Consider the following 13,515-nt stretch of genomic DNA (forward strand, 5'->3'; position numbering starts at 1 on the left):
CGTCAATCGCTCGCCAGGAACGTGTCGTAGACGGCGCGGATGCGCGGCAGGTCCGCCTCCGCCGCCCAGGCCTCGACGATCTCGCGGTAGGCCGGGCTCGCCCGCTCGGCCGCCAGCACCGCATCGATGCGCGCCACCACCTCCCGCCCCCAGGGCGTGCCCGCGCACATCACCCGGGCGAAGACCGGCTCCGGGTTCTCCTCCGCGAAGGGGAAGCCCACGAACGCGTCCGGCGCCCCGAGAAGGCGGGCGTGGTAGGCCGCGCTGCTGGAGAACTCGACGAGGTAGTCGAGCCGGTCGTTCAGCAGCATGCGGAACGCCTCGCCGAATTCGGAATGGGTCTGCCCCGGCGGGTATTGCCGGAACAGCGCGTCGATGCCCGGGGCGATGGCGCGGTTGCGCAGCATGCTGGTGCGCAACGCGCGATGCTCGGTCAGCAGGTTGCGCAGGGAGAGCGGCCCGAGCGCCTCGAAGCGGGCGCGGTTCTCGGCACGCACGACGATGCGCAGGGGATAGAACATCGCCACGGGCCGCGAGAACACCGCGAAGCCCTCGCGTTCCGGGGTCCTCACGCCGCCGACGAAGCACCATTCGGCGCCCTGCTTGAGCGAGGTGAGGATGCGCGGGAACGGCACCGTCAGGGTGGACTGGCTGTACTCGGTCAGCCGGGCGGTGAGGAGACGGCGGATCCGGTCGAAGATGCCGGTATTGCGCTCCTCGCCCTCGGCCATCATGAAGGGCGGCGCCTCGTAGACCGTCCACGTGATCTGCTCGCCTTCGGCCCGCGCCGGCCCCGCCAGGGCGAGCGCGACGACCAGACCGGCGAGACCGCACCGTTTCACCATGACGCTTCCCGTGACGTCCTCGACCCGTCACCAATCCATGCAGGTCTCAGCTTCAACATCACGTTAAGCGACGCGTCGTCGTGATCCGGGCGCGGCGCCTTCGCGCGGCAAGCCTGGAAAACCTCGCAATTCGCGATGGCGAGCGCGCCGCGGTCGCCGTCCGGCCAAGCGGAGGGTCCGGAGACGTGGGCACCGCCCAGTCGACGACGACGCGGCCCGCTCAGAGATCGGGAGCAGCCTCCGATGGCACCGCGATCGGGCGGTGCTTCCATCGCTCGCGCACCGATCCCCTGCCGGATCAATCGCTCGCCAGGAACGTGTCGTAGACGGCGCGGATGCGCGGCAGGTCCGCCTCCGCCGCCCAGGCCTCGACGATCTCGCGGTAGGCCGGGCTCGCCCGCTCGGCCGCCAGCACCGCATCGATGCGCGCCACCACCTCCCGCCCCCAGGGCGTGCCCGCGCACATCACCCGGGGGAACACCGGTTCCTGGTTCTCCTCCGCGAAGGGGAAGCCCACGAACGCGTCCGGCGCCCCGAGAAGGCGGGCGTGGTAGGCCGCGATGCTGGAGAACTCGACGAGGTAGTCGAGCCGGTCGTTCAGCAGCATGCGGAACGCCTCGCCGAATTCGGAATAGGTCTGCCCCGGCGGGTATTGCCGGAACAGCGCGTCGGCGGCCGGGGCGATGGCGCGGTTGCGCAGCATGCTGGTGCGCAACGCGCGATGCTCGGTCAGCAGGTTGCGCAGGGAGAGCGGCCCGAGCGCCTCGAAGCGGGCGCGGTTCTCGGCACGCACGACGATGCGCAGGGGATAGAACATCGCCACGGGCCGCGAGAACGCCGCGAAGCCCTCGCGTTCCGGGGTCCGCACGCCGCCGACGAAGCACCATTCGGCGCCCTGCTTGAGCGAGGTGAGGATGCGCGGGAACGGCACCGTCAGGGTGGAATGGCTGTACTCGGTCAGCCGGGCGGTGAGGAGACGGCGGATCCGGTCGGAGATGCCGTTGTCGCGATTCGCGCCCTCGACGATCGTGTAGGGCGGTGCATCGAAGACCGACCAGGTGATCTGCCGCGTCTCGGCCCGTGCCGGCCCGGTCAGGGCAAGCGTGACGACCAGACCGGCAAGACCGCACCGTTTCACCATGACGCCTCCTGTGGATCCCCCGACCAGGCGCCGGCCAAGACAGGCCTTGCCTTCAAAATCAAATCAAAAGACGTGTGATCGTGATCCAGGCGAAGCAGCCCATATGATGAGGCTCCACAAGATTGCAATTTTAGATTGTTGATACTCCGTCGGCCCCAGGGCAGTGCGGGCACCCTCCGGCTCAGTCGCTGGCCAGGAAGGCGTCGTAGGCGGCGCGGATGCGCGGCAGGTCCGCCTCCGCTGACCAGGCCTCGACGATCTCGCGGTAGGCCGGGCTCGCCCGCTCGGCCGCCAGCACCGCGTCGATGCGCGCCACCACCTCCCGCCCCCAGGGCGTGCCCGCGCACATCACCCGGGCGAAGACCGGCTCAGGGCTCTCCGCGAAGGCCAGGCCCACGAAGGCGGTCGGCGCCCCGAGAAGGCGGGCGTTGTAGGCCGTGATGCTGGAGAAATCGACGAGGTAGTCGAGGCGATCGTTCAGCAGCATGCGGTACGCCTCCTCGAACCGGGCATAGGTCTGCCCCGGCGGGTATTGCCGGAACAGGGCGTCGATGCCCGGGGCGATGGCGCGGTCGCGCAGCATGCTGGTGCGCAACGCGCGGTGGTCGGCGAGCAGGCCGCGAAGGGACAGGGGCGCGAGCGCCTCGAAGCGGGCCCGTTTCGACGCGGGCACGACGACGCGCAAGGGATAGAACATCGCCACCGGACGGGAGAACGCCGCGAAACGCTCGCGCTCGGGCGTCCGCACGCCGCCGACGAAGCACCATTCCTCGCCGGCCTTGAGCGACGCGACGATGCGCGGGAACGGCACCGTCACGCTCGCGACGGCGTAGCCGGTCAGCCTTGCGGCGAGGAGCTGGCGAATCCGGTCGAAGATGCCGGTGCCGCGGTTCTCGCCCTCGACGATCGTGAAGGGCGGCGCGTCGAAGATCGGCCAGGTGAGCCGCGTCTCGTCCGCCCCTGCCGGCCTCAGGGCGGCCGGCGCGAGAGCCAGGGCGAGCGCGGCGGCCAGGCCCGCACGACCAAGTCCGTTCTTCATGACCTGTCCTGCGAGACCGTACGTCAACGCACAGTGGATGCCGCCCGACCTTCAAGACCGAGTTAATTGCCGCGAGGATCATCGAAACCCCGACGCGGTGGTCATGCCGCGCCGTTCGGTGACCGGCAATGCGCCGGGCCGGCGGCAGCTCAGGCGTCCGGCCCGGAATCCGGTGCCACGATCCACGGCACCCGGCGCCAGCGCGTCTCGCGCAGGGTGCGGTCGGCATAGGTGCCGGCCACTGCCGCCCGTCCGCCCTGGGCCGCGAGGTCGAGGACGAGGGCGCTGTGGATGAAGGCGAGATGGCTGAAGGCCTGGGGGAAGTTGCCGAGGAAGGTCCGGTCCTCCGCCACTTCCTCGGCGTAGAGGCCGACGTCGTTCTGGAGCGCCCGCAGGGCGTCGAAGCGGGTCTGCGCCTCCTCGGTGCGGCCGAGCCAGGCCAGCGCGTCGACGAGCCAGAAGGCGCAGATCAGGAACGTGCCCTCGTGGCCCGGCAGCCCGTCGTCGTTGCGGTAGCGGTAGACCAGCGGGCCGTGGCCGAGGCGTTCGATCACCACCTCGACCGTGAGGGCGAACACCGCCTCGTCGACCGGGAATCCGACCATCGGGGCGATCAGCAGGGCGGCGTCGGGATCGTCGCTGCCGATGAACTGAGGGTAGTAGCCGTCGCGGTGCACCCCCTCCCCGTTGACCCGGGCGACGATGGCATCGCGCGCCGCGCACCAATGCGGCCGCTCGCCGAACAACCGGATCGCCCGGTCGACCGCGACCCAGTTCATGATCGCGGCGTGCAGGTAGTGCTGTTCGGGCTTGCGCGGCTCCCACAGGCCGGCATCCGTCTCGTGCCAATGGGCGGCGGCGAAATCGGCGAGCCGGACAGCCTGGCGCTCCATCGCGTCGGGGAGCGTGCCGCCGAGGCTGCGATACAGATGGAGGAGATCGAGCACCTGGCCGTAGGCGTCGCTCTGGTGCTGCTCGGCCGCCTCGTTGCCGTAGCGGACCGGGGCGCTGCCGCGCCAGCCCTCGAAATGCGCCGCCTCGTGCTCGGTGAGGTCGGCCTCGCCGGCGATGGCGTAGAGGGGCTTCAGGCCCCCGTCGTCGCGCTCGGCGAGCCCACCGATGAAGCGGAAGAACGCCTCCGCCTCCGCCACCATGCCGAACTTCTTCAGCACGTAGAACGACAGGCAGGCGTCGCGGATCCAGCAGAACCGGTAATCCCAGTTGCGGATGCCGCCGATCTCCTCGGGCAGCGAGGTGGTGGCCGCGGCCACGATGGCCCCCGACGGCGCGTAGGTCAGCGCCTTGAGGGTGAGGGCGCTGCGCAGGAGCGCGTCGGCGTGGGGACCGTCATAGGCGGCGCCGGCCGACCAGCCGGTCCAGGCCCGGCGCGCCGCCTCCATCAGGTCGCGCGGTCGCAAGGAGGCGATGTCCCCGACACCACCGGAGAAGAGCGCGAAGGATTGCTCGTCCCCGTGCGCGACGGTGAAGCGGGCCAGAGCCTCGCCGCCCTCGACCACCAGGGCCAAGTCGGCGATCAGGTCCGGCAGGCCCTCCGCCCCGGCGCCGCCCGGAACCGGGACGAGGACCGGACGATGCTCCGAGAACCCCGCGAGCGGCCGATAGACCGCCCGCATCGGCACCGCGCCGGAGACGCCGGTGACCAGCCGCACGAGGCAGGGCAGCGTCCGGCCGGGCTCGGGCGCCAGCATGAAGTCGTGGACGGTCGCCACCCCGGTGGCGCAGGTGAAGGTGGTCTCGAGGATGTTGGTGCCCGGCAGGTAGAGCCGGGCGCTCTCGAACGGCCCCTCGGGCGCCAGGGCGAAGAAGCCGCCGCGGCGGCGGTCGAGCAGGCGCGAGAAGACCGGCGGCGCATCGAACCGTTCGAGGCAGGCCCAGTCGATCGAGCCGTCGCGGGCGACGAGGGCGCAGCCGTGGCAGTTGCTGAGGAGGCCGTAGGCCTCGATGGGCTGGTAGGGCCGCGCGTCCGGGTCGTGCATCGGGTGAGGGGCTCGGGCGGGAGGGGGAAGCCGGATCTCGCCGGCCGCGCGAGAAAGGCGCCGACCGGTCGCACGCCCTCCCCTCGCGTCGGCTCGTGACCCAGCGACATGCCGGACGAATGGATGGGCTTCGCCGGTGTTCCCGATGCGACGGGGAAATTTCTGCGAGGATTAACGTCACGCGGAAACCGTGACACGGCTTGCCGGCCCCTCGTATGCCTCCCCTTTCCCGGGCGGCCGGAGCGTCGGCGGACGGAGATCCGGACCCAGCCGTCAGGCTCGCCGCGCAGCGGGTCTGTACGGGCAGCGTCGCGATCCGGCGGGGACTGCGCGAAGTCTTGTGCTCGGTCTCGGGCGAGGGGGTCGCTCACTCCCCCATCACGAACGGCGTCAGCTCGTCCCGCGCCAGGATCCGCGCCAGGGAATCCTCGGCCGGGCCGTCGATCGCCATCAGCAGCCCGCCGCAGACCGTGCCGCGGCCCGAGACCGCGTAGCGCAGGGTGCAGGCGGGTTCCAGCGCCCCGGGGCGGGCGACGACGAAGCCCTGCATCGTGCCGGGGCGCTCGCTGCGGGCGATCACCGCGTCGAGCCCCGCCACCCGGCCGGCGATGGCGAAGGGCACGAGGCCGAGGCGCCGGCCGGCCTGGCGGGCCTGGGCCCGGCGCGGCCCCTCGATCGCCACCAGGCTCTCGGGTGCCAGGTGGGCGAAGGCCCGGAAGGCCAGGGCGCCGCCATCGGCGGTGGTGAAGCGGTCGATGACGGCGAGGCCCGAGAGGTCGTTCGGCAGCACGAAGACCCGGCGGTGGCGCAGGCCCGGCCCGTGCACGTCGGTCTCGACCGCGTGGGCGATCCCGCCCGGCAGCGCCAGGCTGCCGCGGTGGCGGCCGCGCCCGGCCATCGGCTCGCGCCCGTCCGGCACCGCGACGTTGTGGGCGCGGGCCGAGAGCAGGTAATGGCGCACCGCCCCGGTCTCGGCCTGCTCCGAGCCGCCGGCCTCGACGATCCATCGGGTGGAATTGGCCGCGTAGACGTAGGAGGTGCAGTCGGCGTGGCCCTGCGGCGCGGTCTCGGCGAAGGTGCAGGCGAAGTGCGCCCAGCCGCGGCCGGCGGTCTCGTGGCGGGCCGACAGGCCGTCGGGACTCACGCTCGACGAGGCGGCGGCGGCCGCGGCCTGGAGCGCCGGGCGCTGCGCCACCAGCCCGGTGCCGCCGCGCAGGCGGGCGATCCAGCCGGCATCGTCGATCCCCGGAAACACCTCGCCGAAGGGCGGCAGCCGCCCGCCCGGATCGAGGAGACCGGCAAGGTCGGCGAGGGCCGCCTCGGTGCGGGCGGCCACCAGAGGGCCGGGCGCCGCCTCGCCGAGGAGGTCCTTGAGCGCCCGCCCGAGGGTGACGAGGTCGAGGCGGCGGTGCAGCGAGGATTCCGAAAGGCGCCCGTCCGCCGGCAGCAGCGCCGGCAGGCCGTCGCGCAGGCTCTCGCGGGCGAGCCCATCCCAGTGGCCGGCGAGCGGCAGGCGCGGCAGGGCGCGGGCGATGGCCAGGAGCGCGGCGGCGGCTTGGAGCTGGTGCAGGCTGCGCCCGAAGGTGTTCTGGCCGACGATCTCCGCCAGGGCGAAGCCGTGCCGCACCGCCTCCCCGGTCAGGAGCGGCGCCGCCGCCCCGGCCCCCGGCAGGGCGAGGAGCCCGATCCACACCTCCGCCCGGGCCGGCAGCGCCCCGGGATGCAGGCTCAGGGGATCCGCCGGCTGGCCCCACGGATTGGCCCGCGACCAGGCCTGCGCGAGGCCGAGCGCCCGGGCCGGCGCCGCCTCGGCGAGGGCCGGGAGCCAGGACAGGGACTGGTAGGCGAGGCGCCAGGGAATCGAGACCGACGGGGTGGCGCGGAACGGGTCATCGCGGAAGCCGGGATCCTCCGGCAGCGGCCAGTCCGGGCCTCCGGCGAGGCGCAGGACGAGGCCGCCATCGGGGCGCAGCGCGACCGGGCGCTCCTCGCCCCGCAGGGCCCGGGCGCGGGCGAGCGGCAGCGCGGCGGCGCCGGCCTCGCCGGGGTCAGGGATCCAGGCGGCCTCGGCGCCGGGATCGCGCCCGAGCCGGGCCGAGAGGCGGGCGAGGAAGCCCGGCGCGTCGAGGAGGTCGTCGCCGCACAGGCTCTCGAGCCGGAACCGGTCCTCCAGTGCCACTTCCGGCGGCCCGAGCAGCTCGACGACGGGCAGCCGCTCGCCCTCCTCCTCCCAGGTGCAGAAGCCGAGATCGAGGCTGGCGGCGCCGGGCGGCGGCTCCAGGTCGAGGGTGAAGCGGCGCGCCTGCGGCTGGGCCGGCAGGTTGATCGTCGCGCCGAGGCCCGGCCTGTCGTCGGAGCCCGGCACCGAGACGGTGCCCGGATAGGGCGGCGGAATCTCCGCCCCGTCGCGGTCGCGGTAGACGAGGCTCACCCGCGCCGCGTGCTCCCTCGGCCGGCCGGCATGGATCTGCCCGCGCACGACGAGGCCGAGATCCGGCACCAGGGCGTGGCGCAGGAGATCGGGCACCGGGCCGAGGCGGCGGCGCCGGAACTCCCTTTCGTCCAGCATCGCCCCGGGCCGCAGGCGCAGGTCGGCGACGGTGAACCCCGCGGTGTTGCGCCAGGAGCGGAGCGTCAGCGCGAGGCCGTGGGCCTGGGGCGGCACCCCGAACGCCACCCGCAACGGCGCCGTCCGCAGGAACTCGCTGCCGGCGGGCTGGCAGGCCGGCCCGGCGATCCAGGCGCTGTGGGGATCGAGCAGGGTGCGGGCGAGGCCGGGAACCTGCTCGACGTCGAGGCTCGACCCGTCGGCGGCGAGGAAGTCGAAGCCGGCGAGGGCGAAGTCGAGGGCCTGGCCCCCCTCCTCGTCGGGGGCCCAGGCGAGGCGCCCTTCGAGGCAGCACCGGGTCCCCGCCGGCAGGTCGGCGAAGGTCAGGAGCACCCGCGACCAGCGGTTGTTGGCGGTGATCGCGTGCTCACCCTCGCGCGCGCCAGGGCCCGCCCCGCCCGCGTAGCGGGCCTGGACCGGAAGCAGGACCGGCTCGGGGAACGGCAGGGCCGGAAGCATCGCGCGCAGGGAAGACCGTGTGGACGGGTACCCCGCGGCAGTGCCGGGGACGGGCCGCCCCTGTCAAGGCGGCGAAAGCGGCAGTCCCGGGCGGATCGCCGCCGGCCGCGGACCGGCAGCGGTTCGGCCCCGGGCACGGCTCCGCGCCCGCGTGGGACGGCGGCGCCTCCCGCGCCCGGGACGGCAGCTGCGCCGCCAGCTTCGCCAGCCTCGGGCAAGGTAGCGATCCTAAATCGTCGGTTACGCGGCAGGCCCGGCTATCGGGTCGTTTCGGGACAGGCAAGGAGTGGCGGGCATGGAGAGGGTCGCGTGACGGGCGTCTACCTGTTCGATCTCGCCTCGCGGCACGGCAGCTACCTGTCGGTGCGCCAGGCTGCGATCGCCGGCAACGTGGCGAACGCCAACACCCAGGGCTACCAGGCCCGGGATGTCGCGCCGTTCGCCCAGGTGCTGGCCCGGACCGGTACCGACATGGCGCAGACGGCGCAGGCGCATCTCGCCGCCCCGGGCCTCGGCGTGCCGGTCCGCACGGACAAGACCGGCTGGGACGTGATCGAGACCTCGAGCAGCGTCAGCCTGGAGCAGGAGATGCTGAAGGCCGCCGAGGTGTCGCGCCAGCACAACCTCGATGTCGGCATCGTGCGCAGCTTCGACCGCATGCTGAAGCTGGCCGTGAGGAGCGGATCGTGATCGACCCCCTGCTCGCCGCCTCCCGCCTCGCGAGCGCGGGCCTCGAAGCCCAGTCCCTGCGCATCCGGGTGGTGTCGGAGAACCTCGCCAACGCCCAGTCGACCGGCGACGCGCCGGGGGCCGACCCCTATGCGCGCAAGACCGTGACCTTCAAGGCCGAGCTCGACCGCGCGGTCGGCGCCGCCTCGGTGCGGGTGCGCGACATCGACACCGACAGGACCCCGTTCCGCGTCGAGTACGACCCGAGCAACCCGGCGGCGGACCAGAGCGGCAACGTCAAGCTGCCGAACGTGAACGCCCTGATCGAGATGGCCGACATGCGCGAGGCCAACCGCTCCTACGAAGCCAATCTGCAGGTGATCAAGCAGGCCCGCGCGATGGTGGCCAGCGTGATCGACCTCCTGAGGACATGAGCATCCGATGATCGAGGCCCTCACCCTCTCGGCCTTCGACCGGGCCGCCGCCTCCGGCCGGCCCGAGGCCGCTCCCCTGCAGCGCGCCATGCTGCCTCCGGTGACCGGCGCCGGCCTGCCCGGCGTCGAGGCCGCCGCGCCGACCGATTTCGGGCAGATCATGGCGAGCTTCGCCACGGGCGTACGCAACGACCTGCGCACCGGCGAGGCCGCCTCGATCGCCGGGATCCAGGGCAAGGTCTCGACCCAGCAGGTCGTCGAGGCGGTGATGTCCGCCGAGCAGAGCCTGCAGACCGCGGTCGCCATCCGCGACAAGGTCGTGTCCGCCTACCTCGAACTGAGCCGCATGGCGATCTGAGGATTTCACGCAGATGAGAGCGCTCGCCGTCGCCGCCACGGGCATGTCCGCCCAGCAGCTCAACCTCGAGGTCATCGCCAACAACATCGCCAACCTGAACACCACCGGGTTCAAGGGGGCGCGCGCCGAGTTCACCGACCTGCTCTACCAGGCCGAGCGGCAGCAGGGCGTGCCCAACCAGTCCGGCCAGGAGGCGATCCCCGAGGGCGCGATGCTCGGCCTCGGCGTGCGCGCCGCGGCGATCCGCAACCTGCACCGCCAGGGCCAGCTCACCAATACGGCAAACCAGCTCGACCTGGCCATCAACGGCCGCGGCTACTTCCAGATCACCAGCCCGAGCGGCGAGATCAACTACACCCGCGCCGGCGCCTTCAACAAGAACGCCACCGGCCAGCTCGTCACGCTCGAAGGCTACACCGTCGATCCGGCGATCCTGATCCCGCCGACCGCGACCGAGATCACCATCAACCAGTCGGGCCAGGTCTTCGCCAAGATCGAGGGCCAGGTGGCGCAGCAGAATATCGGCCAGATCACCATCGCCAACTTCGCCAACGAATCGGGCCTCGAGCCCCTCGGCAACGGCCTCTACCGCGAGACCCCGGCCTCGGGCGCGGCGGTGATCGGCAATCCGGGCGACGCCAGCTACGGCAAGCTGCAGCAGGGCTACCTCGAGGGCTCGAACGTGGATCCGGTGAAGGAGATCACCAGCCTGATCACCGCCCAGCGCTCGTTCGAGATGAACTCCAAGGTGATCCAGGCCGTCGACGAGATGGCGGGCACGATCTCCAAGGGCATCCGGTGAGGGGCTTCCGGCCCGCCCGGACGCCCGCACCCCGCCATCCCCGAGCCTGACTTCGACGAGCCCGGGTTCGGTGAGACTGCCTCGCCGCCGCTTCCGGCGGCGCCCTCCCTCCCGGCGCGACACCCCCATGCGTTCCTCTCCCCGGCGCCACTTCCTCCGGCACTCCCGTCTCCTGCTGGCGCTCGCCGGCCTCTGCCTTCCGGCCGCCCTCGGCGTGGCCGCTCCGACCTCCTCGTCCGCCGCCCTCGCAGCCGACGAGATGATGCTGCCGGTGCCGACCGTGACGATCTATCCGGGCGATACGATCAAGGAATCGATGCTGCGGCTGCAGGCCTACCCGACGACCTTCCGGGCCCGCGCCGCGGTGATCGACGCGCCGCTCGCCATCGTCGGGCGCACCGCCCGCCGGATGCTGCTGCCGGGCGAGCCGGTGCCGGTCAACGCCGTCGACGATCCGCGCCTCGTCACCCGCGGCACGCCGACCCAGATGATCTTCGAGGAGAACGGCCTCGTCATCACGGCGGTCGGGTCGCCGCTGCAGAATGGCGGCCTCGGCGAGACCATCCGGGTGCGCAACACCGACACCAACCGCATCGTGCTGGGCACCGTCATGCCCGACGGGCGCATCAAGATCGGCGGGTTCTGATGCGGGCCGCCCTCCGCGTCCTTCAGGCGGGTCTCGTCCTGGCGCTGGTCCTCGCGCTGGCCCTCGACGGCGCGCCGGTCCTGCCCGCGCACGCCGCCGCGCCGGTGATCGCCACCGGCGGCTTCGCCCGGATCAAGGACGTCGCCAGCCTCAAGGGCGTGCGCGACAACCAGATCGTCGGCTACGGCCTCGTCACCGGCCTGCAAGGCACCGGCGACACCCTGCGCAACGCCCAGTTCACCGAGCAGTCGCTGCAATCGATGCTCGACCGGATGGGCATCAACGTGCGCGATGCGCGCCTGCGCACCCGCAACGTCGCCGCCGTGATGGTGACGGCGGACCTGCCGCCCTATGTCGGCGCCGGCTCGCGCATCGACGTGACCGTCACGTCGCTCGGCGACGCGACCTCGCTGCGCGGCGGCACCCTGCTGATGACGCCCCTGTCCGGCGGCGACGGCAACGTCTATGCGGCCGCCCAGGGACCGCTCGCGGTCTCGGGGTTCTCGGCCCAGGGCCAGGCCGAGCAGCTGACGCAGGGCGTGCCGACCGCCGGCCGCATCCCCAACGGCGCGCTGATCGAGCGCGAGGTGCCGGGCGCGTTCCGCGATCTGCCCGAGCTGATCTTCGAGCTGAAGAACCCCGACTTCAAGACGGCGACGTTGGTGGCCGACGCCATCAACGCCTACGCGATCGGCCGCTTCCGCCGCCGCATCGCCAGCCCGCGTGACCAGCGCTCGGTGGTGCTCCAGCGCCCCCGCGACATGGTCCTGCCGCGGCTCGTCGCCGAGATCGGCGACCTGACGATCCAGCCCGACGTGCCGGCCCGGGTCGTCGTCGACCAGCGCACCGGCACGGTGGTGATCGGCCGCAACGTGCAGATCTCCACGGTGGCGGTCACCCACGGCAACCTCACGGTGCGGGTCACCGAGACGCCGGAGGTGTCGCAGCCCGCGCCCTTCTCCAACGGCCAGACCACCGTGGTGCCGCGCACCGAGGTCACGGCGCGCGAGGAGACCGGCCGGCTCGCGGTGATCGGCGGCTCGGACCTGCAGACGCTGGTCCGCGGCCTCAACCAGGTCGGCCTCAAGCCCACCGACATCATCGCGATCCTCCAGGCGGTGAAGACCGCCGGCGCCCTCCAGGCGGAGCTCGTCGTGCAATGACCCGGATCCTCCTCGCCGCCCTCCTGCTGGCGCCTGCCCTGGCCTTTTCCGGCCCGGCGCGGGCCGCCGGCGACGGCCACGGCGCTCCGGCGAGCGACCCCGCCAAGGACGCGGCGATGCGCGCCATCGCGGCCCGCGACGCCCCCAAGGAGCCGACCGCCCAGGACTTCGTCGCCCGGGACGCCAAGGAGGCGGCCAAGAGCGGCTATTGCGCCACCATCGCGGATGCGGCGGCCGATGCCCGCTTCGCCTGGCAGAAGGAGCAGCTCGCCGCGCTCGAGAAGCAGGTCGAGGAGCGCATCCGCCGCCTCGAGGAGAAGCGCGCCGAGTACGAGGCGGTGGTCCAGCGCCGCAAGGAGTTCCTGGCCAAGGCCGACGAGAGCGTGGTGGCGGTCTACGCCAAGATGCGGGCCGACGCCGCGGCGCTCCAGCTCTCCAACATGCCCGAGGACAACGCCGCGGCGATCCTGGTGAAGCTCAATTCCCGGACGGCGAGCGCGGTGCTCGCCGAGATGGAGGCCTCCCGCGCCGCCGCCCTCGCCCGCCGGATGGCCGAGGCCGGCCGCCGCAAGGACAACGAGAGATCGTGATGACCCGCCCGATTCCGGCCGCCTGCCTTCTCGCCCTCGCTGCGTCGAGCCTGTCCCTCGCCGGCTGCCAGAGCCGGCTCGACGAGTTCGGCCGCCCGCCGACCCTGACGCCGATCGGCACCGGGCTCGCCGCCCCGCGCGAGGCCCTGCCCTCGACCTTCGGCTCGCTCCAGGGCCGGCACAGCTACCACTCGACCTGGACCCCGGCGAGCGCCGACCTGTTCCAGGATCCCCGCGCCCGCAACATCGGCGACGTGCTGACGGTCAGCATCCTGATCAACGACAAGGCGCAGTTCGACAATGCCAGCGACCGCTCGCGCAGCCAGAAGTCGAGCCTCGGCTTCGATTTCGGCTACGGCGTCTCGGGGCTGAAGGATTCGGCCACCGCCGATGCCGGCATCCGCTCCGGCACCGAGACCAAGGGCCAGGGCACCATCGACCGCAAGGAGAACCTGAGCCTGTCGGTGGCCGCCGTCATCACCGAGGTGCTGCCGAACGGCAACCTCCTGATCAGCGGCTCGCAGGAGATCCGGGTCAACAACGAGGTCCGGGTGCTCAACGTCGCCGGCATCGTGCGGCCGCGCGACATCTCGCGCAAGAACACCATTGACTACGACAAGATCGCCGAGGCCCGCGTCTCCTATGGCGGCCGCGGCCGCCTGACCGACGTGCAGGGACCGACCCTCGGCCAGCAGATCTTCGAGACCGTCGCGCCGTTCTGACGGCCGTACAGCATCGCCCGATGCCGCCGCCATCGGGCGATG

13 protein-coding genes are annotated in these 13,515 nt (G+C 72.6%); 8 read left to right on the forward strand and 5 right to left on the reverse strand.

Annotated elements, in window-relative coordinates; all coding sequences use genetic code 11:
* Positions 1 to 2: 2 nt before the first annotated feature.
* From FF100_RS31860 to FF100_RS38460, 5 genes are all read right to left on the reverse strand, one after another.
* Positions 3 to 845 (reverse strand): TIGR02285 family protein, encoded by an 843-nt coding sequence (locus tag FF100_RS31860; RefSeq protein WP_139040052.1) that lies wholly within the window; start codon positions 843 to 845, stop codon positions 3 to 5.
* A 298-nt stretch (positions 846 to 1,143) separates the two neighbouring features.
* Entirely contained in the window at positions 1,144 to 1,986 is an 843-nt protein-coding gene (locus tag FF100_RS31865; protein WP_139040053.1) for a transporter substrate-binding domain-containing protein, read from the reverse strand.
* A gap of 181 nt (positions 1,987 to 2,167) precedes the next feature.
* Entirely contained in the window at positions 2,168 to 3,025 is an 858-nt protein-coding gene (locus FF100_RS31870) for a transporter substrate-binding domain-containing protein (protein WP_139040054.1), read from the reverse strand.
* A 149-nt stretch (positions 3,026 to 3,174) separates the two neighbouring features.
* Complete coding sequence (locus FF100_RS31875; RefSeq protein ID WP_139040055.1) at positions 3,175 to 5,022, reverse strand: glycoside hydrolase family 15 protein; 1,848 nt, start codon at positions 5,020 to 5,022, stop codon at positions 3,175 to 3,177.
* Between the two features lie 367 nt (positions 5,023 to 5,389).
* Positions 5,390 to 8,089, reverse strand: a complete 2,700-nt coding sequence (locus FF100_RS38460; protein ID WP_139040056.1) for a heparinase II/III domain-containing protein — start codon at positions 8,087 to 8,089, stop codon at positions 5,390 to 5,392.
* Positions 8,090 to 8,398: 309 nt separating this feature from the next.
* Here FF100_RS38460 and FF100_RS31885 point away from each other — a divergent pair, with 309 nt between their 5' ends.
* The 8 genes from FF100_RS31885 (at position 8,399) to flgH (ending at position 13,473) form a co-directional block, all read left to right on the forward strand.
* Positions 8,399 to 8,779 carry a flagellar basal body protein gene (locus tag FF100_RS31885; protein WP_139040057.1) on the forward strand — a complete coding sequence of 127 codons (381 nt, stop codon included), beginning with the start codon at positions 8,399 to 8,401 and terminating at the stop codon, positions 8,777 to 8,779.
* Positions 8,776 to 9,192, forward strand: a complete 417-nt coding sequence (gene flgC / locus FF100_RS31890) for a flagellar basal body rod protein FlgC (RefSeq protein WP_139040058.1) — start codon at positions 8,776 to 8,778, stop codon at positions 9,190 to 9,192. The genes FF100_RS31885 and flgC overlap by 4 nt, the downstream gene beginning before the upstream one ends.
* Positions 9,193 to 9,199: 7 nt before the next feature.
* The gene (gene fliE / locus FF100_RS31895; RefSeq protein WP_139040059.1) at positions 9,200 to 9,550 is read left to right on the forward strand and encodes a flagellar hook-basal body complex protein FliE; all 351 of its coding nucleotides are present in this window, start codon (positions 9,200 to 9,202) and stop codon (positions 9,548 to 9,550) included.
* Positions 9,551 to 9,563: 13 nt separating this feature from the next.
* Positions 9,564 to 10,352, forward strand: a complete 789-nt coding sequence (gene flgG / locus FF100_RS31900) for a flagellar basal-body rod protein FlgG (protein WP_139040060.1) — start codon at positions 9,564 to 9,566, stop codon at positions 10,350 to 10,352.
* A 127-nt stretch (positions 10,353 to 10,479) separates the two neighbouring features.
* Entirely contained in the window at positions 10,480 to 10,998 is a 519-nt protein-coding gene (gene flgA / locus FF100_RS31905; protein WP_139040061.1) for a flagellar basal body P-ring formation chaperone FlgA, read from the forward strand.
* Positions 10,998 to 12,161 carry a flagellar basal body P-ring protein FlgI gene (gene flgI / locus FF100_RS31910; RefSeq protein WP_139040062.1) on the forward strand — a complete coding sequence of 388 codons (1,164 nt, stop codon included), beginning with the start codon at positions 10,998 to 11,000 and terminating at the stop codon, positions 12,159 to 12,161. Before flgA ends, flgI begins: the two co-directional genes overlap by 1 nt.
* Positions 12,158 to 12,751 carry a MotE family protein gene (locus FF100_RS31915; RefSeq protein WP_139040063.1) on the forward strand — a complete coding sequence of 198 codons (594 nt, stop codon included), beginning with the start codon at positions 12,158 to 12,160 and terminating at the stop codon, positions 12,749 to 12,751. The genes flgI and FF100_RS31915 overlap by 4 nt, the downstream gene beginning before the upstream one ends.
* Complete coding sequence (flgH, locus tag FF100_RS31920; RefSeq protein WP_139040064.1) at positions 12,751 to 13,473, forward strand: flagellar basal body L-ring protein FlgH; 723 nt, start codon at positions 12,751 to 12,753, stop codon at positions 13,471 to 13,473. The genes FF100_RS31915 and flgH overlap by 1 nt, the downstream gene beginning before the upstream one ends.
* The last annotated feature ends 42 nt before the right edge of the window (positions 13,474 to 13,515 follow it).

Origin of the sequence: Methylobacterium terricola (assembly GCF_006151805.1) — a bacterium.
GTDB classification, from domain to species: domain Bacteria; phylum Pseudomonadota; class Alphaproteobacteria; order Rhizobiales; family Beijerinckiaceae; genus Methylobacterium; species Methylobacterium terricola.

Coding starts and splice junctions, on each gene's coding strand:
- FF100_RS31865 (WP_139040053.1), bottom strand. CDS start 1,986: ATGGTGAAACGGTGCGGTCTTGCCGGTCTGGTCGTCACGCTTGCCCTG.
- flgH (WP_139040064.1), top strand. CDS start 12,751: ATGACCCGCCCGATTCCGGCCGCCTGCCTTCTCGCCCTCGCTGCGTCG.
- FF100_RS31860 (WP_139040052.1), bottom strand. CDS start 845: ATGGTGAAACGGTGCGGTCTCGCCGGTCTGGTCGTCGCGCTCGCCCTG.
- FF100_RS38460 (WP_139040056.1), bottom strand. CDS start 8,089: ATGCTTCCGGCCCTGCCGTTCCCCGAGCCGGTCCTGCTTCCGGTCCAG.
- flgG (WP_139040060.1), top strand. CDS start 9,564: ATGAGAGCGCTCGCCGTCGCCGCCACGGGCATGTCCGCCCAGCAGCTC.
- FF100_RS31915 (WP_139040063.1), top strand. CDS start 12,158: ATGACCCGGATCCTCCTCGCCGCCCTCCTGCTGGCGCCTGCCCTGGCC.
- flgI (WP_139040062.1), top strand. CDS start 10,998: ATGCGGGCCGCCCTCCGCGTCCTTCAGGCGGGTCTCGTCCTGGCGCTG.
- flgA (WP_139040061.1), top strand. CDS start 10,480: ATGCGTTCCTCTCCCCGGCGCCACTTCCTCCGGCACTCCCGTCTCCTG.
- FF100_RS31870 (WP_139040054.1), bottom strand. CDS start 3,025: ATGAAGAACGGACTTGGTCGTGCGGGCCTGGCCGCCGCGCTCGCCCTG.
- FF100_RS31875 (WP_139040055.1), bottom strand. CDS start 5,022: ATGCACGACCCGGACGCGCGGCCCTACCAGCCCATCGAGGCCTACGGC.
- fliE (WP_139040059.1), top strand. CDS start 9,200: ATGATCGAGGCCCTCACCCTCTCGGCCTTCGACCGGGCCGCCGCCTCC.